19 protein-coding genes and 1 riboswitch are annotated in these 26,852 nt (G+C 73.0%); of the genes, 8 read left to right on the top strand and 11 right to left on the bottom strand.

The genetic code is table 11. From position 1 onward, the window contains the following. Positions 1-8: 8 nt before the first annotated feature. The 5 genes from OHS33_RS27570 to OHS33_RS27550 all read left to right on the top strand — a co-directional run bounded on the left by OHS33_RS27570 (position 9) and on the right by OHS33_RS27550 (position 6,503). Positions 9-725: a DUF5819 family protein gene (locus OHS33_RS27570; RefSeq protein WP_330333095.1), complete on the top strand. Its 717-nt coding sequence runs from the start codon at positions 9-11 to the stop codon at positions 723-725. Beyond that, positions 725-1,792: a hypothetical protein gene (locus OHS33_RS27565; protein ID WP_330333094.1), complete on the top strand. Its 1,068-nt coding sequence runs from the start codon at positions 725-727 to the stop codon at positions 1,790-1,792. Before OHS33_RS27570 ends, OHS33_RS27565 begins: the two co-directional genes overlap by 1 nt. Continuing rightward, complete coding sequence (locus OHS33_RS27560) at positions 1,785-2,969, top strand: M23 family metallopeptidase (RefSeq protein ID WP_330333093.1); 1,185 nt, start codon at positions 1,785-1,787, stop codon at positions 2,967-2,969. The genes OHS33_RS27565 and OHS33_RS27560 overlap by 8 nt, the downstream gene beginning before the upstream one ends. Positions 2,970-3,057: 88 nt before the next feature. Beyond that, a complete protein-coding gene (locus tag OHS33_RS27555; RefSeq protein ID WP_330333092.1) occupies positions 3,058-5,064 on the top strand; it encodes a S53 family peptidase in 2,007 nt (668 codons plus the stop codon). Beyond that, positions 5,061-6,503 carry a phytoene desaturase family protein gene (locus OHS33_RS27550; protein ID WP_330333091.1) on the top strand — a complete coding sequence of 481 codons (1,443 nt, stop codon included), beginning with the start codon at positions 5,061-5,063 and terminating at the stop codon, positions 6,501-6,503. Before OHS33_RS27555 ends, OHS33_RS27550 begins: the two co-directional genes overlap by 4 nt. Positions 6,504-6,516: 13 nt before the next feature. Here OHS33_RS27550 and OHS33_RS27545 read toward each other — a convergent pair whose 3' ends face one another. The 4 genes from OHS33_RS27545 to OHS33_RS27530 form a co-directional block, all read right to left on the bottom strand. Then, entirely contained in the window at positions 6,517-7,167 is a 651-nt protein-coding gene (locus OHS33_RS27545; protein WP_330333090.1) for a thymidine kinase, read from the bottom strand. A gap of 68 nt (positions 7,168-7,235) precedes the next feature. Next, complete coding sequence (locus OHS33_RS27540) at positions 7,236-8,441, bottom strand: alkaline phosphatase family protein (protein WP_330333089.1); 1,206 nt, start codon at positions 8,439-8,441, stop codon at positions 7,236-7,238. After that, positions 8,441-9,040, bottom strand: a complete 600-nt coding sequence (locus OHS33_RS27535; RefSeq protein ID WP_330333088.1) for a DUF5998 family protein — start codon at positions 9,038-9,040, stop codon at positions 8,441-8,443. The genes OHS33_RS27540 and OHS33_RS27535 overlap by 1 nt, the downstream gene beginning before the upstream one ends. 45 nt (positions 9,041-9,085) lie before the next feature. Beyond that, on the bottom strand, positions 9,086-12,508 hold the full coding sequence (locus tag OHS33_RS27530) for a GNAT family N-acetyltransferase (RefSeq protein WP_330333087.1): 3,423 nt from the start codon (positions 12,506-12,508) through the stop codon (positions 9,086-9,088). Between the two features lie 244 nt (positions 12,509-12,752). Between OHS33_RS27530 and OHS33_RS27525 the strand changes: the two genes are divergently transcribed. Beyond that, positions 12,753-13,034: an HPr family phosphocarrier protein gene (locus OHS33_RS27525; RefSeq protein ID WP_330333086.1), complete on the top strand. Its 282-nt coding sequence runs from the start codon at positions 12,753-12,755 to the stop codon at positions 13,032-13,034. 213 nt (positions 13,035-13,247) lie between these two features. Here the strand turns inward: OHS33_RS27525 and OHS33_RS27520 are convergent, their stop codons facing one another. From OHS33_RS27520 to OHS33_RS27505, 4 genes are all read right to left on the bottom strand, one after another. After that, on the bottom strand, positions 13,248-13,913 hold the full coding sequence (locus OHS33_RS27520) for a GntR family transcriptional regulator (RefSeq protein WP_330333085.1): 666 nt from the start codon (positions 13,911-13,913) through the stop codon (positions 13,248-13,250). A gap of 154 nt (positions 13,914-14,067) precedes the next feature. Further along, the gene (locus tag OHS33_RS27515) at positions 14,068-14,871 is read right to left on the bottom strand and encodes a M23 family metallopeptidase (RefSeq protein WP_330333084.1); all 804 of its coding nucleotides are present in this window, start codon (positions 14,869-14,871) and stop codon (positions 14,068-14,070) included. Positions 14,872-14,883: 12 nt separating this feature from the next. Next, positions 14,884-15,041: riboswitch (cyclic di-AMP (ydaO/yuaA leader) on the bottom strand. Between the two features lie 238 nt (positions 15,042-15,279). Further along, the gene (locus OHS33_RS27510; protein ID WP_330335232.1) at positions 15,280-16,647 is read right to left on the bottom strand and encodes a M16 family metallopeptidase; all 1,368 of its coding nucleotides are present in this window, start codon (positions 16,645-16,647) and stop codon (positions 15,280-15,282) included. A gap of 20 nt (positions 16,648-16,667) precedes the next feature. Beyond that, a complete protein-coding gene (locus tag OHS33_RS27505; RefSeq protein WP_330333083.1) occupies positions 16,668-18,029 on the bottom strand; it encodes a M16 family metallopeptidase in 1,362 nt (453 codons plus the stop codon). A 187-nt stretch (positions 18,030-18,216) separates the two neighbouring features. Between OHS33_RS27505 and OHS33_RS27500 the strand changes: the two genes are divergently transcribed. After that, positions 18,217-20,676, top strand: coding sequence for a DNA gyrase/topoisomerase IV subunit A (locus OHS33_RS27500; protein WP_330333082.1), 2,460 nt, complete (start codon positions 18,217-18,219; stop codon positions 20,674-20,676). 6 nt (positions 20,677-20,682) lie between these two features. On the opposite strand, the gene OHS33_RS27495 is transcribed toward OHS33_RS27500, so the two are convergent. After that, complete coding sequence (locus OHS33_RS27495) at positions 20,683-21,759, bottom strand: CobW family GTP-binding protein (protein WP_330333081.1); 1,077 nt, start codon at positions 21,757-21,759, stop codon at positions 20,683-20,685. 41 nt (positions 21,760-21,800) lie between these two features. Beyond that, on the bottom strand, positions 21,801-22,958 hold the full coding sequence (locus OHS33_RS27490; protein ID WP_443065362.1) for a citrate synthase/methylcitrate synthase: 1,158 nt from the start codon (positions 22,956-22,958) through the stop codon (positions 21,801-21,803). 70 nt (positions 22,959-23,028) lie between these two features. Here OHS33_RS27490 and OHS33_RS27485 point away from each other — a divergent pair, with 70 nt between their 5' ends. Then, a complete protein-coding gene (locus OHS33_RS27485) occupies positions 23,029-24,303 on the top strand; it encodes a citrate synthase (protein ID WP_330333079.1) in 1,275 nt (424 codons plus the stop codon). Between the two features lie 39 nt (positions 24,304-24,342). Here the strand turns inward: OHS33_RS27485 and OHS33_RS27480 are convergent, their stop codons facing one another. Beyond that, positions 24,343-26,820 (bottom strand): discoidin domain-containing protein, encoded by a 2,478-nt coding sequence (locus tag OHS33_RS27480; RefSeq protein ID WP_330333078.1) that lies wholly within the window; start codon positions 26,818-26,820, stop codon positions 24,343-24,345. Between the last annotated feature and the right edge of the window lie 32 nt (positions 26,821-26,852).

The following is a 26,852-nucleotide window of genomic DNA, read 5'->3' as shown; positions in this document are numbered from 1 at the left end:
TCCCCACCATGAAAGCCTTCGGGCGGGCCCCCAGGAGCACCGGTGGCGGCCCGGCACCGGCGCCCGAGCGCGCGATCACGGCCCGACTGCGCGTCTGCACCGCGCTGGCACTGGTGCCGGTGGCGCTGTACACGGTCGCCTGCCTCGCCTACAACGCGCCCGACTCGCCGGTCAAATCCCGCGTGCAGGGCATGGCCACCAAGGCCCTCCAGCCCTATTTCTGGCAGGACTGGCAGCTCTTCGGACCCACCCCGGGCAGCAACAACGACCTGATCTACATGACCGTGCGCATGAAACCCGCCGGGTCGGACGCCGTCGTGGAGACGAGTCCCGTGGAAATCGAGGACGCCATCGACCGGACCCCGCGCGAATTCCCGCTCAACCCGACGAAGCTCCCCGGTCTGCCGCTGGCCTTCGACGCGGCGGCCAACCGCTACGCCACCGCGGTGACGAACTTCAAGAACCTCCCCGAGGCCGATCGCAAGCAGGCACAGGACCTCCTGGACCAGCAGTACACATCGGAATTCAAAGAGATCCAGCGGTTCCTGTCCACCCAGGCCGACTCGATGTATCCGCAGGCGCGGATCGTCTCGGTTCAGGCCACGTTCAAGAACAAGGCCATGGTTCCCTTTTCCCAACGCTATGCGAGTCCAAAGCCCGACCAGCCGGTCAAGTCCATTCTCGAGACCTCCTGGATGGACTACGTTCCGGGGGTGGCCCGCTGATGCACGCATGGGCGATGTCCGGCATGGCCCGGCTCGACGCCGGACTGCTGCGACTGGCGGGCCGCAAGCACCGGCTGATCGGGATAGCGCTGCTGCGGATCGTGATCGGTCTCGCGACCGTCATGTACTGCCTCTCCGACTACGGAAACCGGCGGTTCCTGTGGGGCCCCGACTCCTACAACTCGATCGAGACCGCGCAGGCCGCGCTGTCCCACGGGAGTTTCTCCCTCTATTTCTTCAGTCATTCCACGGTATGGTTCGAGATCGTGTTCCACGGCACCATCCTGATGTCCGCCGTCTACATGGTGTACGGCGGCAGGGCACTCACCCTGCTTCAGGCCGTACTCATGTGGTCCTTGCACAACCGGAACCAGGATGTGCTCGAAGGCGGCGACAACCTCGCGCAGATCCTCATCATCTTCATGGTGTTCACGGTATCCAATGCCTATTTCGCACCCGGCGCGAAACGACGCCGTGAGCGGTTCCAGAAGGAAACGGGGCCTTCCCTGCCCACGGTCCTGCACAACCTGGCGGCCTATCTGATCGTCTTCCAGACGGCGGTCCTCTATTTCGCGGCCGGGTACTGGAAGATCACCGGGAAGATGTGGCAGGACGGTGTGGCCATGTACTACATCAGTCGGCTCACGGGCTTTCAGGTGTGGCCGGCCTACGCGCACCTGATGACCAACGCGTACGTCACCACCGCCGTCAGTTACTTCACCATCTTCATCGAGCTGGCCCTCCCCTTCGCGATCCTGTCCGCCCGCGGCTGGGTACGGAAAGCCAACGCCTTGGCGCTGGAAGGCATGCACCTGGGCATCATGGCCCTCATGGGACTGGTGTGCTTCGGCCTGCTGATGATCGGCGCGGACTGCACCTGCCTGCGCGACGAGGACTACCTGTCCCTCAAGACCCGTGTCAGCGGCCTCGCTTCGCGCTTCGTCCGGCGCGGCCGGGCGGCCGCGCCGTCCGGGCCGTCCGGGCCGTCCGGGCCGTCCGGGCCCGCACCCGTCTCGGACCCGGCAGTGAGCTTGCTCCAGACCCACGGCAGCGGCGCCGATGCCTGATCCCGGCCCGGAGCACGCCGACGCGGCCCGCGCACTCGAACGGTTCCTTCTCGCCGACCCCGGACAGTGGCCACGGCTGGCGCCGCGCGTCGTGGCCGCCGTCGGCCACGAGCGGCTGCGCGGGATCGTCGCGGCGACCCGGGAACACGCCGGCGAGTTCACCGGCGTCACCGACGGCCCGGACGGGCTGGTGATCGGGGGAACGGCCGGCCGGGCCCTCGCGTTCGCCCGGGCGGACGCCGACGGGAACCTCGCCCACCTGCGCATCTCCCCCGGCCCCTACCGGCCCGCCCGGCTGCGCGTCCCGCCGGGTGTGCGCGGCGCCGTGGGCTGGGCCGTGTGGTGCCTGCTGCTGTCGCTGCGGGTCGCGGCGTGCTGGAGCGCCCCGGCCGTGACCTCCTGGTGCGCCGACGTACTCCTCGTGGGCGCCGCCTATCTGGTCATGGAGGGGCTCTTCACCCCGGCCCGGCTGCCCCGGTGGATCCGCCGGGCCCTGGAGGCGGGCTCGCTCGTCGCGCTCGCCTCCGCCTGGCGCCTGCCGCACCTGCCCGTGGGCCGGGCCGACGCGGAGCTCGCGGGCGGCCTCGCCCTGGTGGCGGGCTGCGCCTGGTTCCTGATGCGGGCGCGCCGCCACCGCTGGGGCGCGCCCCTGTCCGCGCCCCTGCACTTCCCGCTGCGCGACGGGACCTGGCTCATCGCCCAGGGCGGCGGCCGCGGCCTCAACCACCACCTGTCCCTGCCCGAACAGCGCGGGGCGCTCGACGTCATCGCCATCGGAGCACGGGGGGACCGCCGCCACGGGGGCTCCGCCCCGGACGCCTACCGGATCTACGGTGCGCGGCTGTACGCCCCCTGCGACGGGTACGTCGTGTCCGCCGCCGACGACTACGCCGACCAGACGCCCGGCGCGATCCGCTACGAACCCCCGTACGGCAACCACGTGTTCATCGACACGGGCGGTGAAGTCGTCAAACTCGCGCATCTGCGACCGGGCAGCGTGACGGTGGCCGTCGGCGACCGGGTGCGCGCCGGTCAACCGCTCGGCGAGGTGGGCAACTCCGGCAACACCAGCGAGCCGCACCTGCACATCCACGCCGAACGCGACGGCCTCGGACTCGACCTCCGGTTCACCGGCATCTCCGGGACGCTGCACCGCGCGCGCGTCCTGCGCACCTGACCCCCCTCCCACCCCGGTGTCATACGGCCCCCGCACGTCCCGCGGTCCGGGACGCTTCCGCCATGTCCGCCTGCCAGAAGGGCATTTCGTGTCCCCGTCGTCCCCGCACGTCCGCATACGGCCCCGCACGCTCGCCGCCGCGGTCTGCGCCGCGCTCCTGGGCACCGCGCTCGCCGGACCGGCCGCCCACGCCGATTCCCCCGCCGAGCAGCGCCACATCCTGCCCGGCTCGCACCCCGGCTACGCCACCGCCTCGGCCGACACCGGTCCGGTCCCCGCCGAGGAACGCCTCACCGCGCGCTTGCACCTCGACTCCCGCGACCCGGCCGGCCTGGCGGCATTCATCAAGGGCGTCAGCGACCCCCACAGCCCCTCCTACCGCCACTTCCTGACGCCCGACCAGTACCGCCGGCGTTTCGACCTCAGCCCCCAAGAGCACCGGGCCCTCGCCCGCTGGCTCACCGGCGCCGGGCTCACCGTCACCCGGGACACCCCGCACTACCTGGAGATCTCCGGCCCGGCGAAGGCCGTACAACAGGCTCTCGGCAGCCCGGTCCACCGCTACCGGACCCCCCGGGGCACGGTCAGCGCTCCCAGCGGCGACGTGAGCGTCCCGGGCGCCCTGGGCGCCGACATCGTCGCCGTGTCCGGACTGTCCGCGCCCGCGGCGGTCCGCCCCCTGTCCTCGCGCACCACCGGGCCCGTCAGTACGCCCGCCGACGCCCCCACCGGTGCGCCCGCCGTCTGCTCCGACCACTTCGGGCAGAAGCCCGCCGCAGACCTGCCCCCCGCGTACGGCAGGACGACGGCCTACTCCCCCTGCCCGTACGTCCCCGCGCAACTCCGCCGGGCCTACGGCGCGGGAGGTGCCGGCGCGACCGGCAAGGGTGCCACCATCGCCATCGTGGACGCGTACGGCTCCCCCACCATGCCCGCCGACGCGGACCGGTTCGCCAAGGCGACCGGCGACCGGCCGTTCCGCCTGGGCCAGTACCGCCAGCAGGTCACGCCGAAGGACTGGAACCTGAGCCCCGCCTGCGCACCGCCCGCGTCCTGGGCCGGGGAGCAGGCCCTGGACGTGGACATGGCCCACGGCCTCGCGCCCGACGCCGACGTGCTCTACGTCGGCGCCAACTCCTGCCTGGACGACGACCTGATGGATGCCGAGGCCGCCGTCATCGACGGGCATCTGGCCGACTCCGTCTCCAACTCCTGGGCGGAGATCGTCCATTCCGAGCCCGGACATCTGACGCCGGACCTGGTCAATGCCTGGAACCTGCTGTTCCAGCAGGCCGCCGCCGAAGGCATCGGCATCTACTTCGCCGCTGGCGACTGCGGCGATTCCTCTCCCGGTGCGGCCGAGACCGGAGTCAACTGCGACGCGAAGACCACCGCGGCCCAGGCGGACTTCCCCAGCGGCTCGCCCTGGGTGACCTCCGTCGGAGGCACCACCCTGGCCCTGGACGAGCACGGCGACTACGCCTGGGAGACCAGCATGGGCGACGAGCTGTCGGTCCTCACCGGCGCCGGCGCCGCGCGGGCCTGGGGCCCCGTCCCCGGGGTCTTCGCCTTCGGCGGCGGCGGTGGGCTCGGCGACTCCCCCGAGCCGTGGTACCAGCACGGCCGCGTCCCCGCCCCGGCCGCGGGCAAGCCGGCCCGCAGGGCCACCCCCGACGTGTCCATGGAGGGCGACGGCGCCCTGCCCGTCCTGGTCGGACTGACCGACGCCGGAACGTTCCAGCTCGTGGGCTTCGGCGGCACCTCCGCCGCCGCCCCCGCCTTCGCCGCGCTGCAGGCGGACGCCCAGCAGGAGACCGGCCACCCCCTCGGCTTCGCCAACCCGCTGCTGTACTCCCTCGGTGGCACGGCCGCCTTCCGCGACGTCACGGACCAGCCGCCGGCGGCCGGCCCCGGCCCCCTCACCGCCGTGCGCGACTACGGGCCTTCGGACGACGAGACGCAGCGCTACGTCCTGTACGCCCTGGGCCGCGACTACGGCCTGCACGCGAGCCCCGGCTACGACTACGCCACCGGACTCGGTTCGCCCTCGCCCGCCTACCTCCAGCGGTTCCGGCGCACCGGTGGACGCCCGTGACGGCCCTGGACGCGATCGTGGTGGGGGCCGGCCCGAACGGGCTGGCCGCCGCCGTCGCCCTGGCCCAGCGCGGGCTCTCGGTCACCGTGCTGGAGGCGGCCGAGACCATCGGCGGCGGCACCCGCACCAGCGAGCTGACCCTGCCCGGCCTGCTCCACGACCACTGTGCCGCCGTCCACCCCATGGCCGTGGCCTCGCCCTTCCTGCGCTCGCTCGCGCTGGAGCGGCACGGCCTGACGTGGGCCTGGCCCGAGATCGACCTGGCCCATCCGCTCGACCGGGGCCCCGCGGCGGTGCTGCGGCGTTCGCTGGACGAGACCGTACGCGGCCTCGGCGCGGACGGCGACGCGTGGCGGCAGCTCTTCGCACCGCTGGCGCACGACTACGATGCCCTGGCCGCCGAGCTGATGGGCCCCCCGCTCCACCTGCCCCGCCACCCGCTCCCCCTGGCCCGCTTCGGGCTCCGCGCCCTGCGCGCCGCGACCGCCGTCGCGGACCGCTGGCACACTCCCGGGGCCCGCGCCCTGTTCGCCGGTGTGGCCGCGCACGCGCTGCAGCCCCTGACCGCGCCCGGCAGCGCCGCCATCGCCCTCATGCTCGTCGCGGCCGGACACCGGCACGGCTGGCCCGTCGCACACGGCGGGTCCCAGGCCGTCACCAACGCCCTGGCGGCACGCCTCACCGAACTCGGCGGCACGGTGGAGACCGGCGTACGGATCCGCTCCCTCGCCGAACTCCCGCCCAGCCGCGTCACGTTGCTGAACGTGGCACCGCGTGCCGCTCTCGCGCTGTGCGGCGACCGGCTGCCCGCGCGCACCCGGTGCGCCTACGCGCGCTGGAGCCACGGGCCGGCGGCGTTCAAGGTCGACCTGGCCGTCGCGGGCGGGGTGCCGTGGCGCGACGAGGCCTGCCGGCGCGCCGGGACCGTACACCTGGGCGGCACGCTGGAGGAGGTGGCCCACGCCGAGCGGACCGTCGCGCGCGGCCGCATGCCGGAGCGCCCCTTCGTCCTCGTCGGGCAGCAGTACCTCGCCGACCCGGTCCGTTCAGCAGGCGACGTCCACCCCCTCTGGGCCTACGCGCACGTCCCGCACGGCTACACCGGCGACGCCACCGAAGCCGTGCTCGGCCAGCTGGAGCGGTTCGCGCCGGGGGTGCGCGAGCGCGTGGTCGCCCGCGCGACCACGTCCGCCGGACAGCTGGAGGCGTACAACGCCAACTACATCGGCGGCGACATCCTCACCGGCGCCAACACCCTCTCCCAGATGATGCGGCGCCCGCGCGTCGCGCTGGACCCCTACAGCACCGGAATACCAGGAGTCTTCCTGTGCTCCGCCGCGACCCCGCCGGGGCCCGGCGTCCACGGCATGTGCGGCTACCACGCCGCCCGCTCGGCCCTGCGCCACCTGGGCGTGCCGACTCCCCCCTCCCTCCCCTGAGGAGCCCGAACGGTCAGGCGTGGTTGACCGGGAGGACGTCCGGGGAGAGGGGGCTCGCGTGGGCGGCGGCCGAGGTCATGCGGCGGCGGTGGTGGCGGCGGCAGAGGACCTCGTAGCCGATCTCCTCCGCGGGGCGGTTCACGTCTCCGACGACCACCTGGGCGCCTTCGACGACCATCTCCCCGCCCACCGTGCGGGCGTTGTGCGTGGCGCGGGCCCCGCACCAGCACAGGGCCTCCACCTGGAGCTGCTCGATCCGGTCCGCCAGCTCGATCAGCCGCTGCGAGCCGGGGAAGAGCTTGGTGCGGAAGTCCGTGGTGATGCCGAAGGCGAAGACGTCCAGGCCGAGGTCGTCCACGATCCGGGCGAGCTGGTCGATCTGGTCGGGGGTCAGGAACTGGGCCTCGTCCACGATCACGTAGTCCGCCCGGCCGCCCTTGGAGATCACGGCGACCAGGTACGCGTACAGGTCCATGTCCTGCGGTGCCTCGACCGCCTCCGTCACCAGGCCCAGCCGCGAGGACAGCTTGCCCTCGCCCGCCCGGTCGTCCCGGGTGAAGATCACGCCCTGGAGCCCCCGGGCGTCGCGGTTGTGGGCGATCTGGAGCGCCAGCGTGCTCTTCCCGCAGTCCATGGTTCCGGAGAAAAACGCCAGCTCGGGCATGGGAAGTACGGGACCTTTCGGGGTGGGAAGGCGGGGAGGAGGCGGGACGGGAGGGGCTGCGGGGGCCGCTAGGAGGAGCGGATCTCCAGCAGCGGGACGAGCTGCTCGGCCGCGGTCATCGAACCGTGCATGCCGGCGAGCGCGGACTCGTTCGGCTCGGTCCGCGAGGCCGTGATCGCGACCTGCGCGTGGGCGGCGGCGACGACGTCCCCGATCCGGCCGAGCACCCGCTCGTCACAGACGCCGGGAGCCCCGAACCAGCCGAGTTCCAGCGCTTCCTCACGGCTCGCGATCCAGAACCGGTCGCCGAGCACCTCGCGCCACACGGTGAGTACGTCGGCCTGCGCGCCCGGGACGGCGTACACGTGCCGGGCCCGGCCCTCGCCGCCCAGCAGGGCCACGCCCGCGCCCAGCTCCCAGTCCTCGTCGAAGTCGATCCGCGCGTCCTCGTCGAAGGGGATGTCGACCATGCCGTGGTCGGCGGTGACGTAGAGCGCGGAGCGCGGCGGGAGCTGCTCGGCGAGGCGCTGGACGAGCCGGTCGACGTACATCAGCTGGCCGCGCCAGGCGTCGGAGTCGACGCCGAAGCGGTGACCGGCGCCGTCCAGCTCGCTGTAGTAGGTGTAGACGAGCGAGCGGTCCCCGGCGGCGAGGCGCAGGGCCGCGAGGTCCATCCGGTCCTCGCCTGTGATCCGGCCGTGGAAGCTGCCGCCGCTCAGCGCGATCTTGGTGAGCGGGGTGTGCTGGAAGTCCGGGGAGGACACCTGCGAGGTGGCGACCCCGGCGGCGTCGGCCAGCTGGAAGACGGTCGGGTAGGGCTGCCAGGTCTTCGGCTGGGTCCAGGGCTTCCAGCGCAACTGGTTCATCAGCTCGCCGCTCGCCGGGTTGCGGACGGCGTAGCCGGGCAGGCCGTGCAGGGCGGGCGGCAGGCCGGTGCCGACGGAGGCCAGCGAGGTGGCGGTGGTCGCCGGGAAGCCCGCGGTGATGGGGCGGCCGGTGCCGCCGCGCGAGCTGCCGAGCAGGGAGGTCAGGAACGGGGCCTCGGCCGGGTGGGCCTTGATCTGCTCCCAGCCGAGCCCGTCGATCAGGAACACGCAGTTCCGGTCGGCCGGGGTCAGCTCGGCGATGCCCGCGGTGAGACCGGGGACGCCCTGGCCCGCCGCGAGGGTCGGCAGCAGATCGGCGAGGGAGCCGGTGCCGTACTGCGGAACGGGCGCGCCGGAGAGGTCCAGCAGTTCCGGCTCCTGCCAGTTCTGCTGTGCGGAATACGTCATCAGCGGGCGGCCTGGGTGGTCGTGGCCGCGGTGGCCTCGCTGAGCGCCTGCGCGAAGACGAGGGTCTGGCGCACGGCCTCGGGGCCGTCGCCCGCCTCGCTGACCCGCAGGCTGAGGTCGTCGGCGGTGGAATTGCCGGTGTAACCGTGGTCGGAGTCACAGTTCGGGTCGCCGCACGCGGCGGGCTCCAGGTCGATCCGGGAGACCGCGCCCCAGCCGATGGTCAGGACGACCTCGCGGGGCAGGGTGCCCGGAGTGTAGGACTCCGGATTGGCGACGACGCGGCTGAGCACCACGGAGGAGATCCCGGCGACCTTGACCGACTCGGTCGAGGTGGTCGCGTACGGGGACGGCGACCCGGCGTCGGCGGCCTGCTCGTCGGTGTGGCTCACGATGAAACGGTTGCCGGTCAGGACGAGGACGGTGACGTGCCGGCGGACCTCGTTGGAGTCGAAGGTGGTCTCCTGGTGGACCAGGTACGACGAGATCGGCTCGCCGCCCACGGCGGCCTCCACCGCCTCGGCCACGAGGGCCGGGTAGTAGCCGCTGCGCTCGATCGCCGCGCGCAGCCCCTGGGTCGTCGTACCGGATTTCGCCATGAGGTCCATCCTAAGGCCCGTACGGGGCACCTCGGCCTGCCCGGCCTAGTAACTGGGAAGGGTGCGCGGTCCGAGGTCGGTGCGGGCGGGGGGACGGGCGATGCGGAGGGTGGCGCTGAGCACCGAGAGGCCCTCGGTGGCGACCACGACGGGCTCCAGGGAGACGGCCACCACCTCGGGGTGGTCGTCGACCAGCCGGGACAGCCGCAGCAGCAGTTCTTCGAGGGCCGGGGTGTCCACGGGGTCGCTGCCGCGCCAGCCGAAGAGGAGCGGAGCGGTCCGGATGGACCGGATCAGTTCGGCGGCGTCCCGGTCGGTCGCGGGGACCAGCCGGTGGGCGGTGTCGCCCAGGAGTTCGGAGGCGACCCCGGCGAGCCCGAAGGAGAGCACGGCGCCCGCGCCGGGGTCGACCACGGCCCTGACGACCGTGTCCACCCCACGCGGCGCCATGGCCTGGACGACCGGCAGCAGCTCGGCCGCACTGCCGAGGGACTCCGTCAGCTCGTCGTAGGACCGGCGCAACTCCGCCTCGGTGGTCAGGTCCAGCCGTACGCCGCCCAGGTCCGCGCGGTGGCGCAGGTGCGGGGCGGTGGTCTTGAGGACCACCGGGTACCCGAGCGTGCGGGCTGCCTCGGCGGCGGCGTCGGGGGTGGGCGCGGGGAGGGTGGGGCGCACGCGGATCCCGTAGCGGGCGAGGAGTTCCCTGGCCGTCTCGTCGGGCAGGGTCAGGGCGCCGTCGCTGCCCGCGAGGAGGCCGGTGAGCTGGGCCGCCGCGCCGGTCTCGTCGATGTCGTCGAACTCGGGCACGCGGCCGGGGTGGGCGGTGTCGCGGCGCCAGTGCGCGTAGCGGACGGCCTCGGCCAGGGCGCGCACGGCGCGCTCCGCCGCGGGGTACGCGGGCACCCTGCCGCGCCCCTGCCCCGCCGCGCCCGCCGCCGCCCCGGGCCGCGCCCCGGCCGGGCCCGCCTGCGGCGGGGAGCCGGGGTGGGCGCCGGCCGAGTGCGGTCCGGCCGAGCCTGCCTCCGGCGGGGGGCCGGGATGGACGCTGGCCTGCGGCGGGGGGCCGGGGTGCGCCGTGGCCGGGTGCGGGGCCGTTCCGGCCGATCCTGCCTCCGGCGGGCCCTCAAACGCCGGGCGGGCTGGATGTGCCCCGGGGTCGGCAGCCCCCGCCGGAGCCCCACCAGGGCCGACCCCACCCTCGCCGAGGAATCCAGCCTCGCCAGCGCTTGAGGCGGACGGCTCAGCCCCACCAGGGGCGGGAAATCCAGCCCCGCCGGCGTTTGAGGCGAAAGGCCCAGCCACCGCCGGGCCCGAGGCCGACAGACCAGCCCCGCCGGCGCTTGAGGCGGAGGGATCGGCCGGGCCGGGGCCGGGGAATCCAGCCCCGCCGGCGTTTGAGGCGGATGGCTCGGCCGCGCCAGGGCCCGGGAATCCAGCCCCGCCGGCGCTTGAGGCGGACGGCTCGGCCGCGCCAGGGCCCGGGAATCCAGCCCCGCCGGCGCTTGAGGCGAAAGGCCCAGCCACGGCCGGGCCCGAGGCCGACAGATCAGCCTCGCCGGCGCTTGAGGCGGAGGGATCGGCCGGGCCGGGCGTTGAGGTGAAGGGGCCGGTCCCCGGGGTCGGGGGGCGGGTTGTGGCGGCGGAGAGGGCTTCGGCCAGGGCGCCCAGTTCCACGTGGACGACGGCCACCGGCTTGCCCGGTACTTCCGCCACCGCCTCCCGGATGGCCACCGCGAGCCCCTCCGTCAGGTCCTGGCGCCCGACGGCCGGGATCGCGGTGACGATCACCGCGTCGTTCGCGTCGGCGGCCAGCGCCGTCACCAGCGCCGCCCGGAAGTCCTCCGGGGTCGCCTCCGTCGTGAGGTCCAGCTGCGGCCACGGCCGCAGCCCTTCGGTCAGGCAGGCGTCGTACGTCAGCACGCCCAACGACTCGGAGTTCCCGAGGATCGCCACCCGCGGCCCGCCCGGCAGCGGCTGGGACCCGAGCAGCAGGCCGACGTCGATCAGCTCGGTCACCGTGTCCACCCGGATGACCCCGGCCTGGCGCAGCAGTTCCGAGACGGTGGCGTCGGGCAGCCGGGTGCCGGGGACCGCGTGGCCCGCCGGGGTGACTCCGCTGTGGCGGCCGCCCTTGACCACGACCACCGGTTTCACGGCCGCCGTGCGCCGCGCGATGCGGGTGAACTTGCGCGGATTGCCCAGGGTTTCGAGGTACAGCAGGGCGACGTCGGTGGCCGGGTCGTCGTACCAGTACTGGAGGATGTCGTTGCCCGAGACGTCCGCCCGGTTGCCCGCCGAGACGAAGGAGGACAGGCTCTCGCCGCGCCGCAGCAGCCCGGCGAGCAGGGCGATGCCGATGGCGCCGGACTGGGTGAAGAGGCCGATCCGCCCGGGTTCGGGGGTCGGCGCGGGCGCCAGCGAGGCGTTGAGCCGGACCCCGGGGGCGGTGTTGATCACGCCGAAGGCGTTGGGGCCGACGATGCGCATGCCGTAGGTGCGGGCCTGGCGCACCAGTTCCCGCTGGCGTTCGAGTCCGGTGGGACCGCTCTCGCCGTATCCCGCGGAGAGCACCACCAGGCCCTGGACCCCGTGCTCCCCGCAGTCGGCGACCACCGGGGGGACCCGCTCGGCGGGGACCGCCACGACGGCGAGGTCGACCGGCTCGCCGATGGCGCCGAGCGTGCGGTACGCCCGTACGCCGAGCAGGGTGTCGGAGGTCACGGCGTGGTTGACGGCGTAGAGCGCGCCGTCGAAGCCGCTGTCGCGGAGGTTGCGCAGGGCGGCGGCGCCCACGCCGGTGCCGGTGCGGCTGGCGCCGATGACGGCGACGGAGCGGGGGGCGAGCAGGCGCTGGACGGAGCGGGCCTCGGCGCGCTGTTCGCGGGCGCGCTGGACGGCGAGCGACTCTGCGGTGGGTTCGAGGTCGAGGGTGAGGTGGACCGAGCCGTCCTCGAAGGTGCGCTTCTGCTCGTAGCCGACCTCCTTGAACACCTTGATCATCTTGACGTTGGCGGGCAGGACCTCGGCGGCGAAGCGGCGGATCCCGCGCTCGCGCGCGACCGCGCCGATGTGTTCGAGGAGGGCGGAGGCGACCCCGCGGCCCTGGTGGGCGTCCTGGACGAGGAAGGCGACCTCGGCCTCGTCGGCGGACCCGGAGGCGGGACGGCCGTCGGCGCCGATCCGGTCGTAGCGGACGGTCGCGATGAACTCGCCGCCGACCGTCGCGGCGAGGCCGACCCGGTCCACGTAGTCGTGGTGCGTGAAGCGGTGCACGTCCTTGTCGGACAGGCGGGGGTAGGGGGCGAAGAAGCGGTAGTACTTCGACTCGTCCGAGACCTGTTCGTAGAAGCTGACCAGGCGGTCCGCGTCCTCGGTGGTGATGGGGCGGATCCGGGCGGTGCCGCCGTCGCGCAGCACGACGTCCGCTTCCCAGTGGGCCGGGTACGAGGGGTCCGACGCGGTGGTCATGGGGCCACCCTAGAGCCTGCCTTGGGCGGATGGCGGGCGGGCGGCGGGCGGAGGCCGGGCGGGGCCGCGCCGGGGGCGCATCGGCCGGGCCGCGTGCGCGCGGCGCATTAGGCGAGCCGGGGCAAACCAGTGCAAGCTGGGGAGGGCCGAACGGCAGGCGGATTGGGGCCGAAGGTCGGCCGGAGCATTCGGAGTGCCGTGAGAGACTGGTCTAGACAACCGTAAGAACCTGAAGGGCATCACCATGGCAGAGCGCCGCGTCAACGTCGGCTGGGCCGAGGGCCTGCACGCTCGTCCCGCCTCGATCTTCGTCCGGGCGACCACCGCTTCCGGCGTCCCGGTGACGATCTCCAAGGCCGACGGCAACCCGGTCAACGCCGCGTCCATGCTCGCGGTTCTGGGCCTGGGCGCCCAGGGCGGCGAGCAGATCATCCTCGCGTCCGACGCCGAGGGTGCGGACGCCGCGCTGGACCGCCTGGCGAAGCTGGTCGAAGAGGGTCTGGAAGAGCTTCCCGAGACCGTCTGACCCGTCGGGCCCCCGGGGGTCCGGCCCACGCACCACCCACGCACCACACACGGCGGAGCCGTGGCCCCCGAATACCGGCGGCCACGGCTCCGCTGCTTTTCCCGGTTATCACCCGCCCCGGGCCATTTATCGCGAGTGCGCGCAGCGGTATATGACCGGGTCCCGATATTGCCACCGGCCGCAGCGATATCCGTCCTTTGTATACGGGTGTTGTTAAAGCCCGCCGCTCGCCATGTTTACGGCAGGTTGCGAAGTCCTCACGCGCAGCCGGTGCGCCCCCGCCGCGCGCTCCGCGTGCGCAGCGGTCAGCGCCCGGGCCCGCTCCGCGTCGCCGCGGGCCACCGCGTCCACGATCGCGCCGTGCTCCGCCCAGGACTCCACCGGCCGCACCGGGGCGTCCACGGCGTACATCCAGGCGACCTTGTGCCGCATCTGGGTGAGCAGCGCGATCAGGCCGGGGCTGTCCGAGGCCTGGGTGAGCGTCTCGTGGAACCAGCCCCCCAGCGCCCGCAGATCCTCCCCCTGGCCCCTCCTGGCCCGTTCCTGGCCCAGTCTGACCAGCCCCCGCAGCACTTTGAGGTGCGCCTCGCTGCGCCGCCGGGCGGCGCGGGCCGCCGCGAGGGGCTCCAGCAGTGTCCGGACCTCCAGGAGATCGGCCGCCTCCTGCGCGGTCGGCTCGGCGACACAGGCGCCCGCGTGCCGACGGGTGGTGACGAAGCCCTCGGACTCCAGGGTGCGCAGGGCCTCGCGGACGGGGACGCGGGAGACTCCGTAGCGGCGGGCGAGCAGCTCCTCGGTGAGCCGGCCGCCCGGGCCGAAGACCCCGGAGACGATGTCGTCGCGGATCGCCGTACAAACCGCGTGCGCGGGAATTCGCAAGACCGGACCTCCGCTGAATGTCGTTTCCGCCGATTCCATTGCCGCGACTCTATTGCAACACGCGATATTTTCCGAGGACAGGCGGAAATGAGCACAACGCGAAGACCCCGGCTCGGTGAGCCGGGGCCTTCGGGAAGTCTGTGTGCCGCGGAGATCAGATGCTGACGCCCTTGGAGCGCAGGTAGGCGACCGGGTCGATGTCCGAGCCGTACGACGGGCCGGTACGGGCCTCGAAGTGCAGGTGCGGACCGCTGGTGTTGCCGGTGTTGCCCGACAGGCCGATCTGCTGGCCCGCGGTGACCTGCTCGCCGACGGAGACGCTCAGCAGGGACAGGTGCCCGTACTGGGTGTACGTACCGTCGTTGTGCTTGATGACGATGTTGTTGCCGTAGGCGCCGCCGTCGCCGGACTCGACGATGACGCCCGCGCCCACGGCGTGGACGACGGTGCCCTGGTCGGCGTGGAAGTCGATGCCCGTGTGGCTGCCGGAGGACCACATGCCGCCGCCCGCACCGTACTGGGTGCTGACGTAGGAGCCGGTGATCGGCAGCACGAAGGCGTTGAGGCGCTTGCGCTCCTCTTCACGGTCCGCGCGCTCCTTGGCCTCGCGCTCGGCCTTGGCCTTCGCCTCGGCCATCCGCCTGGCCTCGGCGGCCTTCGTCTTCGCCTCGGTCTCGGCCTGCACCTTGAGGGCGGCGGTGTCGGCGGCGTTGCGCTGCGCGTCGGCCTGGGCCTCCAGGTCACCGGCGAGGGTGTCGGGGATGACGAAGGCGCCCGTGCCCGAGTCCTGAGGAGTGCTGTGGTGGTTGTCCGCGGCGAAGGCCGGGGCTGCGAGGGTGGCCGCGACGCCGGTGGCGGCGAGGGCGGCTATACCGGCGACGCCTGCGGTCTTCCGGCTCAGACGGCTGGAACCACGGTGCTTGCCGCCGGAGGTGGCACGAGAGCTGCCGAACGCCATGAAGGGGCTGATCCTTTCCTTCCCTCTCGCCTACCGGGTTAGCTGACGGGTTCGGAGCAGGAAGGTCTCCTACGGGCCCCCTCTTGCGAGGCGGGTCCGATTCACCCCAGGGACGGTGGGTCCCCGGCTCCCCAGGCTCGCGCCTGACGGGGACTCGGCGATCGCTGTCCGGTGCCGCGATTGCGGCGGTTACCACTGACGGACAGCACGCCCGACGCTAGGCGGATCATCAGTCAATCGCCAAACACACGAGCCCCATTGTTACCTACGTCACGTGACATAGAAGCAACCTCTCCGCCAAACGGACAAAAGGGGTTCCGGTGGCCAAGCCACCGAAACCCCTTTCGCGCACGTCGGTTCACGCCCGACGCGCGAGCGCCACGCGCCCGACGCACGACCTCCGCACGCTCAGTTGGCGACGACGCTCACGTCACCGATCCCGAGCGCGCGCACGGGCGCCTCGATCTGCGCGGCGTCGCCGACGAGCACCGTGACCAGACGGTCCACCGGGAAGGCGTTGACGACAGCCGAGGTGGCCTCCACCGTGCCCGTCGCGGCCAGCTGCGCATACAACTGCGCCTGGTAGTCGTCCCGCAGGCCCTGCTCGACCTGGTCGGCCAGCGTGCCCGCGACGGACGCCGCCGTCTCGAACTTCAGCGGGGCCACGCCCACCAGGTTCTGCACCGCCACGTCCCGCTCGGCGTCCGTCAGGCCGCCCTCCGCGAGGGTGCGGAGCACCTTCCAGAGGTCGTCCAGCGCCGGGCCCGTGTTCGGGGTGTCCACCGAACCGCTGATCGCGAGCATGGACGCGCCGGTGCCCTCGGCGGTGGAGCGCAGCACCTGCCCGAAGGCGCGCACGCCGTAGGTGTACCCCTTCTCCTCCCGCAGGACCTTGTCCAGACGGGAGGTCAGGGTGCCGCCCAGGCAGTAGGTGCCCAGCACCTGGGCCGCCCAGACCCGGTCGTGCCGGTCGGCGCCGATCCGCCCGATCAGCAACTGCGTCTGGACCGCGCCCGGGCGGTCCACGATGACCACGCGGCCCGTGTCGTCCGCGGTGACCGGCGGCACCGGGAGCGGCTCGGCGGCGTTGCCCGTCCAGGTGCCCAGGGTGTCCGCGAGCACGGCGTCCAGGTCGATGCCGGTCAGGTCGCCGACGACCACCGCGGTGGCCGTGGCGGGGCGCACGTGGGCCTCGTAGAAGGCGCGTACGGCCGTGGCGTCGATCCGGGCCACCGTCTCCTCGGTGCCCTGGCGCGGGCGGGACATCCGCAGCGTGGCCGGGAACAGCTCCTGGGAGAGCTGCTTGGCGGCCCGGCGCTGCGGGTTGGCCAGCTCGTGCGGGATCTCGTCGAGCCGGTTGCGCACCAGGCGGTCCACCTCGCTGTCGGCGAAGGCGGGGGCGCGCAGCGCCTCGGCGAGCAGGCCCAGGGCCTTGGCCAGCCGGGAGGCCGGGACCTCCAGGGAGACCCGGATGCCGGGGTGGTCGGCGTGCGCGTCGAGGGTGGCGCCGCAGCGCTCCAGCTCGGCCGAGAACTCCTCGGCGGAGTGCTTGTCGGTGCCCTCGGACAGGGCGCGGGCCATGACGGTGGCCACGCCGTCCAGCCCGGCCGGTTCGGCGTCCAGCGGGGCCGCGAGGTTGATCTCGACGGCCACCACCTGCTGGCCGGGCCGGTGGCAGCGCAGCACGGTCAGGCCGGTCGCCAGCGCGCCGCGCTCGGGGGCGGGGAACGCCCACGGCTTGGCCTCGCCGGGCTGCGGCTGGGGGTGGAAGGTCATCGTGACGGCTGCGGTGTCGCTCACTGCTCCGCCCCTTCGGTCTCGTCGTTCTCGGCGGCTACGTCGGCGTCCTCGGCGTCCTCGGCCGCGAGCGGCTCGTAGACGAGCACCGCGCGGTTGTCCGGGCGCAGCCGGGCCGCGGCCACGGCCTGGACCTCCTCGGCGGTGATGTCGAGGACGCGGCCGACGGCGGTGAGCGCCAGCTGCGGGTCGCCGAAGAGCACCGCGAAGCGGCACAGTTCGTCGGCGCGGCCGGCCACGGTGCTGAGCCGGTCCAGCCATTCGCGCTCCAGCTGGGCCTGCGCGCGCTCCATCTCCTCGGCCGTCGGGCCCTCGGCGGCGAACCGCGCGAGTTCCTCGTCGACGGCGGCCTCGATGTCGGGCACCTCGACCCCGCCGGAGGTCTTGACGTCCAGCCAGCCGAGCGAGGGGGCACCGGCCAGGCGCAGCATGCCGAACCCGGCCGCCACGGCGCTCTGGTCGCGGCGGACCAGGCGGTTGTGGAGCCGGGAGGACTCGCCGCCGCCCAGGATGGTCAGGGCCACGTCGGCGGCGTCGCAGTCGCGGGTGCCGTCGTGCGGGAGCCGGTAGGCGGCCATCAGGGCGCGGGCCGGGACCTGCTCGACGATCTCCTCGCGCAGCTGGCCGCCCATGGTGTCGGGCAGCGAGCCGTCGCGCGGCGGCTGCTTGCCGTCGTGCGCGGGGATGGTGCCGAAGTACTTCTCGACCCAGGCGAGCGTTTGCTCGGGGTCGATGTCCCCGACGACCGACAGGACGGCGTTGTTGGGCGCGTAGTACGTGCGGAAGAAGGTCCGCGCGTCCTCCAGCGAGGCCGCGTCCAGGTCGGCCATCGAGCCGATCGGGGTGTGGTGGTACGGGTGGCCCTCGGGGTAGGCGAGGGCGGTCAGCCGCTCGAACGCCGTGCCGTAGGGGACGTTGTCGTAGCGCTGGCGGCGCTCGTTCTTGACGACGTCGCGCTGGTTCTCCATGGACTCGTCGTCCAGGGCGGCCAGCAGCGATCCCATCCGGTCCGCCTCCAGCCACAGCGCGAGTTCCAGCTGGTGCGTGGGCATCGTCTCGAAATAGTTGGTGCGCTCGAAGCTGGTGGTGCCGTTGAGCGAACCGCCCGCGCCCTGCACCAGTTCGAAGTGCCCGTTCCCGGACACGCTCTTCGAACCCTGGAACATCAGGTGCTCGAAGAGGTGAGCCAGCCCGGTGCGGCCCTTGACTTCGTGACGCGAACCGACGTCGTACCACAGGCAGACCGCGGCGACCGGGGTCAGGTGGTCCTCGGAGAGCACCACGCGCAGGCCGTTGGCCAGGCGGTGCTCGGTCGCTGTCAGGCCGCCGGAGCCGGCCTGAGCTGTGGCCGTGTGACCCATGGGCATGTGGTCCCTTCGATCGCGATGTAGAGAATTCCGTCAGACCTGTCACTGTATGCAAGCGCGTCGGCCCCTGGAGAAGTTCCCGGGTCACTCCTGGGTCGGAGTCGGCGTTGTCGGTGCCTCGGGCCACAATGGTCCGCGTCAGACCCAGCCCCCATCACCATGGTTAAGGAGCCGCGCAGCGATGGCCCGCCGCAGCACGAAGACCCCGCCGCCGGAGGATTTCGAGGAGAAGATCCTCGACATCGACGTCGTCGACGAAATGCAGGGCTCCTTCCTCGAGTACGCGTACTCGGTGATCTACTCCCGCGCCCTGCCCGACGCCCGGGACGGCATGAAGCCGGTACACCGCCGCATCGTGTACCAGATGAACGAGATGGGGCTGCGCCCCGACCGCGGCTATGTGAAGTGCGCCCGCGTCGTCGGCGAGGTCATGGGCAAGCTCCATCCGCATGGTGACGCGTCGATCTACGACGCCCTCGTGCGCATGGCCCAGCCCTTCTCGATGCGCCTGCCGCTGGTCGACGGCCACGGCAACTTCGGTTCGCTCGGCAACGACGACCCGCCCGCCGCGATGCGGTACACCGAGTCCAAGATGGCCGACGCCGCCTCGCTCATGACGGAGTCCATCGACGAGGACACCGTCGACTTCACCCCGAACTACGACGGCCAGGAGCTCGAACCCGCGGTTCTGCCCGCGGCGTACCCGAACCTGCTGGTCAACGGCGCGTCGGGGATCGCGGTCGGCATGGCCACCAACATGCCCCCGCACAATGTGGGCGAGGTCATCGCCGCCGCCCGGCACCTGATCCGCTATCCGGACGCGGACCTGGAGGCGCTGATGCGCTTCATCCCGGGTCCGGACCTGCCGACCGGCGGCCGGATCGTGGGCCTGTCCGGCATCAAGGACGCCTACGAGAACGGGCGCGGCACCTTCCGGATCCGCGCCACGGTCTCCGTGGACAACGTGACGGCCCGCCGCAAGGGCCTGGTCGTCACCGAACTGCCCTTCTCGGTCGGCCCCGAGAAGGTCATCGCGAAGATCAAGGACCTGGTCGGTTCGAAGAAGCTCCAGGGCATCGCCGATGTGAAGGACCTCACGGACCGCTCGCACGGCCTGCGCCTGGTCATCGAGATCAAGAACGGCTTCCACCCCGAGGCCGTGCTGGAGCAGCTGTACAAGCTGACGCCGATGGAGGAGTCCTTCGGCATCAACAACGTCGCGCTGGTGGACGGTCAGCCGCTGACGCTGGGCCTCAAGGAGCTGCTGGAGGTCTACCTCGACCACCGCTTCGAGGTCGTGCGCCGCCGCAGCGAGTTCCGCCGCACCAAGCGGCGCGACCGGCTGCACCTGGTCGAGGGCCTGCTGGTGGCCCTCATCGACATCGACGAGGTCATCCGGCTCATCCGCGACAGCGAGAACTCCGCGCAGGCCAAGGCCCGGCTGATCGAGCGGTTCTCGCTGAGCGAGATCCAGACCCAGTACATCCTGGACACCCCGCTGCGCCGGCTCACCAAGTTCGACCGGCTGGAGCTGGAGAGCGAGCAGGACCGGCTCAACGGCGAGATCGACGAGCTGACCGGGATCCTGGACTCGGACACCGAGCTGCGCAAGCTGGTCTCCAGCGAACTGGCGGCGGTCGCGAAGAAGTTCGGCACCGAGCGGCGCACGGTGCTGCTGGAGTCGGCGGGCGCGACGGTCGCGGCGGTTCCGCTGGAGGTCGCGGACGACCCGTGCCGGGTGCTGCTCTCCTCCACGGGCCTGCTGGCCCGTACGGCCAACGGCGAGCCGCTCGCGGTCGCCGAGGACGGCGCGGCCCGGGCCAAGCACGACCTGATCGTCTCGCAGGTCGCGGCGACCGCGCGGGCCGATGTCGGCGTGGTCACCTCGGCCGGGCGGCTGCTGCGGCTCGCGGTGATCGACCTGCCGCAGCTGCCGGACACGCACGCGGCGCCGAACCTGGCGGGCGGGGCCCCGGTCACGGAGTTCCTGTCCGGGCTGGAGGCGGACGAGACGGTGATCTGTCTCACCTCGCTGGACGAGTCCTCGCAGGGCCTCGCCCTCGGCACCGAGCAGGGCGTGGTCAAGCGGGTCGTACCGGACTATCCGGCCAACAAGGACGAGCTGGAGGTCATCACCCTCAAGGACGGTGACCGGATCGTCGGCGCGGTCGAACTGCGCACGGGCGAGGAGGACCTGGTCTTCATCACCGACGACGCCCAGCTGCTGCGCTATCCGGCGGGGCAGGTCCGTCCGCAGGGCCGCCCGGCGGGCGGCATGGCGGGCATCAAGCTCTCCGACAACGCCAAGGTGATCCACTTCTCGGCGGTGGACCCGGCGGGCGACGGCGTGGTGTTCACGGTGGCCGGTTCGCACGGCACCCTGGACGATTCGGTGCAGTCGGGCAAGCTCACCCCGTTCGACCAGTACCCGCGCAAGGGCCGGGCCACCGGTGGCGTGCGCTGCCAGCGGTTCCTCAAGGGCGAGGACGTGCTGGTGCTGGCCTGGGCGGGCGGTACCCCGGCCCGGGCGGCGGGGGCGAACGGCGCCCCGGCCGCGCTGCCGGAGCCGGACCCGCGCCGCGACGGCTCGGGCACCCCGCTTCCGGCGACGGTGACCGCGCTGGCCGGAGCGGTGCTCTAGCCGGTCCTACGGGGACTCGGGGGCCTCGGCGGCCTCCGGGTCCTGGCGGACGTAGCGCAGGACGCCCCACATGCTCCTCGCGGGGGCGTCCTGCGGGGCGCTCTCGCGGCACGCCTCCAGCCCGCTCAGCAGGGCGGGGCCGTCGGTGCCGGAACCGATGAGGACGAGCTGGGTGCGCCGGGGTTCGGCCCGGGCCCAGGGCAGCGGGGCGAAGCGCAGGAACCGGCCGACGGCGTGGACCTCGTACTTCTCCTCGTGGCCCGGCACGCCGAAGTGGACGAAGCCCTTGATCCGGTAGAGCCCGGCGGGGCGGGCGTCGAGGAAGTCGATGAACCGGCGGGGCGAGAGCGCCCCGTCCACGGCGAACTCGGTCGTCTCGTACTGGCTGTGCGCGTGCCCGCTGTGGTCCCCGTCCTCGCCCTCGTCGGCGGCCCGGGTCAGCAGGTCCTCGAAGGACAGCTGGCCGCGCGTCTCGGTCCAGGGCCTGCGGTCGAAGAGCAGCTCGGGGTCGATCCGGCCGTGGTCGGCCGCGACGAGCGGGATCCCGGGGCACAGCCCGCCGAGCACGGACTCGATCCGGGCACGCTCGGCGGCGTCGACCCGGTCGGTCTTGTTGAGCACGACGAGGTCGGCGACGGCGAGGTGCCGGTCGGTCTCGGGGTGCCTGCTCCGCGTCGCGTCGAATTCGGCGGCGTCGACGACCTCGACCATGCCGCCGTAGCGGACGTCCGGGTTCTCCCCGGCCACCAGCATCCGGATCAGCTCCTGCGGCTCGGCCAGGCCGCTCGCCTCGATGACGATCACGTCGATGCGGTGGGCGGGATCGGCCAGCTTGGCGAGGTACGCGTCCAGCTCGCTGCCGTCCACCGCGCAGCACAGGCAGCCGCCGCCGAGGGAGACCATCGAGTCGCCGACCTGCCCGGCGACCGACATCGCGTCGATCTCGATGGAGCCGAAGTCATTGACGACCACCCCGATCCGGGTCCCCGCACGGTGCGCGAGGAGGTGGTTGAGCAGGGTGGTCTTGCCGGATCCGAGGAATCCGGCGAGGACGACGACGGGGATGGGCTGGCTGGTGCTCATCCGGTCGATGGTAGGGCGTGCGCGTCAGCGGGGAGTGCGGGTCAGCCGAGCGGGGGCACCGGCTGCGGCGGGGTCGGGCCGACGTAACGGGCGGCGGGCCGGATGATCTTCGAGTCGGCCGCCTGCTCCAGCACGTTCGCGCTCCAGCCGACCACGCGCGCCGCGCAGAAGGTGGGGGTGAACATCTCGCGGGGCAGTCCGCACAGTTCCATGACCACACCGGCATAGAACTCGACGTTGGTGTGGAGTTCGCGGCCCGGCTTCAGCTCGGCGAGGATCTCCTCGACCTGCCGCTCGACCTCGACGGCGAAGTCGACGAGCGGGCCGCCGAACTGCAGCGCGATCTCGCGCAGCATGCGCGAACGCGGGTCCTCGGTGCGGTAGACGGGGTGGCCGAATCCCATGATCCGCTCCCCCGCGAGCACGCGCTCGCGGATCCACGGGCCGATCCGGTCGGCCGTGCCGATGGCGTCGAGGGTGTCCAGGGCGCGGCTGGGGGCGCCGCCGTGCAGCGGGCCGGAGAGGGCGCCGATCGCACCGGTCAGGCAGGCCACGACGTCGGCGCCGGTGGAGGCGATGACCCGGGCGGTGAAGGTCGAGGCGTTGAAGCCGTGGTCGACGGTGGAGATCAGGTAGCGCTCGACCGCCCGGGCGCGGACCGGGTCGGGTTCCTCGCCCGTCAGCATGTACAGGTAGTTGGCGGCGTACGGGAGGTCGTCGCGCGGCTCCACCGGTTCCAGCCCCTGGCCGAGCCGGTGCAGCGCCGTGAGCAGGGTGGGTACGGCGGCGCACGCGGCCAGCGCGTCGGCGGCCCGGCGCTCGGGGACGAGGTCGTAGACGGGGCGGAACCCGGCGGACGCGCCGAGCAGCGAGAGCGCGGTGCGCAGACCGGCGAGCGGTCCGGAGAGCGCGGTGGCCCGGGCGAGGGCGGGCAGCGCCCCGCGGACGTCGGCGGGCAGGTGGCGCAGCGGGGCGATGTCGGCGGCGAAGGCGGCGCGTTCGGCGGGCCCGGGCAGCGAGCCGCGGAACATCAGGTGCCAGACGTCCTCGAAGGTCCGGCTCGTGGCGAGGTCGACGGCCGAGTACTGGCGGTAGTGGTAGAAGCCCTCGCGGCCCCGGACGTCGCCGAGGGCGGTCTCGGTGACGACGACTCCGGCGAGCCCACGGGGTGCCGTGGCGGTGCTGAGGTTGGTGTCCATGGACCGACCATCCATGATGGATTGAATCACTGTCAATATTGATTGAATCAATATATGTAGGCTGGGATCCATGGATCACGAGGACCCCGACGCCACCGACGCCTCCGACGGCCCGGACGAGCGGCGGCTCACCACCCGGCAGGCCGCCGAGCTGCTCGGGGTGAAGCCCGCGACCGTCTACGCCTACGTCAGCCGCGGCCAGCTCACCAGCCGCCGCGACCCCGTCGGCCGCGGCAGCACCTTCGCCGCCCGGGAGGTCGAGGAACTGGCGCGCCGCACCCGCCGGGAGGCCGCGCTCCCCCGGGCCGCCTCCGGCGGCGAACTCGCCGTCCGCACCGGGATCACGCTGATCGAGGACGACCGCTACTGGTACCGGGGCGTCGAGGCGACCGAGCTGGCCGCCCGGCACTCCTACGAGGAGGTCGCCGACTGGCTCTGGACCGGTGCCCTGCACCACGGGATCCGGTTCGAGGCCCCGGAGCCGATGCTGGCCGCCGCCCTGCGGGCGGTGGCGGCCCTGCCGGAGCACAGCGGCCCGCTGGACCGGCTGCGGGTGGCCACGGCCGCCGCCGCGGTGGCCGATCCGCTGCGCTTCGACCTGTCCGAGGAGGCCGTGCTCGGCTCGGCGCGCTGCCTGATCCCCACGCTCGTCGGCGCCCTGCCGGTGGTGGGGCGGGCGCACCGCGGGAGCGGCCCGCTGGCCTGGCGGCTGTGGAGCACGCTGACCGCGCGGGAGGCCGATCCGCTCGCGCTGGACGTGCTCGACCTGGCGCTGGCGCTGCTCATCGACCACGACCTGGCCGCCTCGACCCTGGCGGTACGGGTGGCGGCCTCGGCGCGGGCGCATCCGTACGCGGTGGTGTCGGCCGGACTCGGCGCGCTCGAAGGCCCGTTGCACGGGGCGGCCGGGCGGCTCGCGCACCGGATGCTGGTGGAGGTGGTCGAACGGGGCGGGGCCGCGCCGGTGGTGGCCGACCACCTGCGGGCCGGGCGGCGGGTGCCGGGGCTCGGGCACCGGCTCTACCGGGGCGAGGACCCGCGGGCGACCGCGCTGTTCGCGCGGCTGGAGGCACTGCCGCAGGCCGGGCCCGCGCTGGCGGCGGCCCGGGACGTGGTCGGCGCGGTGGCGGCCCGCCGCCCCGGGCTGCACGCGAACGTGGACCTGGCCCTGGCCGTCCTGACGGTGTCCTGCGGGATGCCCGCGGAGGCGGGCGAGACCGTGTTCGCGGTGGCCCGTACCGCGGGCTGGATCGCGCACGCGCTGGAGGAGTACCAGGAGCGGCCGCTGCGGATGCGGCCGAGCGGGCTGTACGACGGGCCCCGCCCGCCACAGCCGATGCCGTGACGGACGGGGTCCGGGTACGCGGGCCGCACGCGGGCCGGGTCAGCCCGCGTAGGCCTCGAACTCGCCGATCTGACCGGCCGGCCAGCCCGTGTTGCCGGTGACGGTCACCCGCAGGTGGCGCGGGTCGGCGCCCGCGGGGAGGGCGATGGTCACCTGGTTGCCGGTGGCCGGATCGAAGCGGTAGTCCCGGGCCGCGACGAGCGTGGTGAAGGCCGTGCCGTCGGCGCTGCCGAGGACCGCCAGGGTCTGGGTACGGGCCCCCCAGGCGGCCGGCGGCGGCAGCTTGAGCACGACGCGCTCGACGTGCGCCGCGGCGCCGAGGTCGGCCGTGAGCGACTGCGGGAAGGCGTTGTTGGCGCTCTCCCAGTAGCTGCCCGGGTCACCGTCGACGGCCTTGGCCGCGTCGTAGACCTGGGTGTGGGAAGTCTCGGTCACCGGGCGGCCCCGCAGCAGGTTGCGCGTCGGGTCGGGAGTGGGGGTCGGGGTGGGCGTGGGTGTCGAAGTGGGCGTGGGAGTCTGGGTCGGGGTCGCGGTGGGCGTGGGGGTCGGCGCCGTCGGGGTCGGGGTCGGGTCCGGTCCCGGCTGCTGGTTCGCGGGCGGGAACGGCCCGCAGTAGGTGTTCGGCAGCTTCCCGTTCCACCCGGAGTTCCCGGTTCCCTGGGTGAGTTTCAGCTGCGCGCCGAGGCAGCTGTAGACCGGCTCTCCGAAGCCGATCCGGGTGGCCCTGACGTTGGTCATGGACAGTTCGGCCGGGTCGTTGAACTGGAGCGCGAAGGTCCCCGTCCCGTCGATGTTCACGTTGTCGAGGCGGACGCCCTTGGTGGTGCCGGAGACGAAGTGCACCGCCGCGTAGGAGCTGTCCAGGATGTCGCTGTCGGTCACGTTGATCGTGGCCTTGTCGATGGAGCTGTTCCGGCTGTCGAACCAGACCGCGCCGATCGGGAAGTTCCACCCGTAGTCCGTGTTCCCGGTCCTGATCAGGGTGTTGCGGGCGAGCGTGAAGGTGCCCTGGACGTCCGTGCCCTGCCCCGCGGTGACCCCGGGGTAGCGGTTGCCGACGTGCAGTCCGCCGCCGTTGGTCAGGGTCTCGGCGGCCACGTTGTCGGTGACGCTGATGTCCTTGCCGCCGTAGACCGCGATGTTGTTGGCCAGGACCGGCGCCACCACGGTGTTGTGGCTGAACGAGTTCCCGACGTTCGCCTTGGTGTCGGCCCACATGGCCAGGCCGTCGTCCCCCGTGTTCCGCAGGAAGGTGTTCTCGACCGAGGAGTTCGTGACGCCCCAGTGGAAGTTCACCCCGTCCGCGCTCTGGTCGAGGATCCGGCTGTTCCTGATGTGGAAGTTGTCCATCGGGCCGTCCATCCAGGCCCCGACCTTGGTCCGCTGCATCCAGACGTCGTCGACGACGGAGTCCGTCATCGCCCCGCCGATGGCGTTGACCTGGTCGTCGTCGATCCGGTCACCGATCTCCCCGATGATCGCGAAGTCCTTGAGCGTCACGTTGCGGCTGGGGCCGTTGTCCTCGTACGGGCGGATCTGGCCGCCGTACCCGCCGCCGCGCGCGTACTTGCCGTAGATCCCGGCGGCGCGGCCCCGGTCGGTGGCGTGCCGGCCGGTGAGGACGGAGTACCAGGGTCCGGCGCCGCGCAGGGTCACCTTGTCGACGACCACGTGATCGGTGAGCTTGAAGGTGCCCTGCGGGATCCACACCTCCTTCGACTGGGCCGCTCCCGCGTCCACGGCCTGCTGGAAGGCGGCCGTGGAGTCGGCCGAGCCGTTCGGGTCGGCCCCGAAGTCGGTGACCGAGAGCGAGCCGGCGGGCCGCGCCGCCGGGTCCGCGACCTGCTCGAAGTCGGCGAGGTCGACCACCGCCCAGGGGGTGGCCGCGGTCTGGGCCAGGGTGAGCCGGACCTTGGCGCCCGCGGGGAGGGTCCTCCCGAACAGGGTCCGGGTCTCCTCGTAGAAGTGGTGCGGTTTCTCGCCCGGCTGGTTGGTGAACGGATAGCTGCCGTAGTACCAGCTGTACTTCGAGGTGAAGTCGAGGTCCTTGAGCCTGGTCCCGTCCAGCTTCAGTTCCACGGGGGCCGTGATGCCCGTACCCGCCGCGTTGTCCGGGACGGAGTAGCGGACGTTCATCGCGTTGGCGGGTTTGGTCAGGGTGAACTCGACATACTCACCCGCCGCGTCCAGCCGGACCGCGCTGCGGCCGGAGGCCTCGGCGGGCAGGGTCGTGTAGGTACGGTCGGGGCCGATCACGGACCCGTTGGTGGCCGCCCCCTCCGCCTCCTGCTCGGTGAAGGGGACGGTGGCCCCGCGGCCCTGGACGTCCAGGGGCGACAGGGCGGCGGCGGAGGCCGCAGCGGCCGGGGCCGCCGCCGTGAGGACGGGCAGGGCGGCGGCGGTTCCGAGGATCGTGGTGGCCAGGGCGGCGAAGAACGCGGCGCGCGCCGGCCTGCCGCGGGGTGGTGCCGGGCGAGGTACTGGGCTCGTGCGGCTCGTGCGGCTCATGCGGCTCATGCAGGGGGCCTCTCCATGCGTGGGGGGACGTG

It is taken from the genome of Streptomyces sp. NBC_00536 (genome assembly GCF_036346295.1).
Classification (GTDB): Bacteria; Actinomycetota; Actinomycetes; order Streptomycetales; family Streptomycetaceae; genus Streptomyces.
This window is presented reverse-complemented; position numbering and strand designations above follow the sequence as displayed.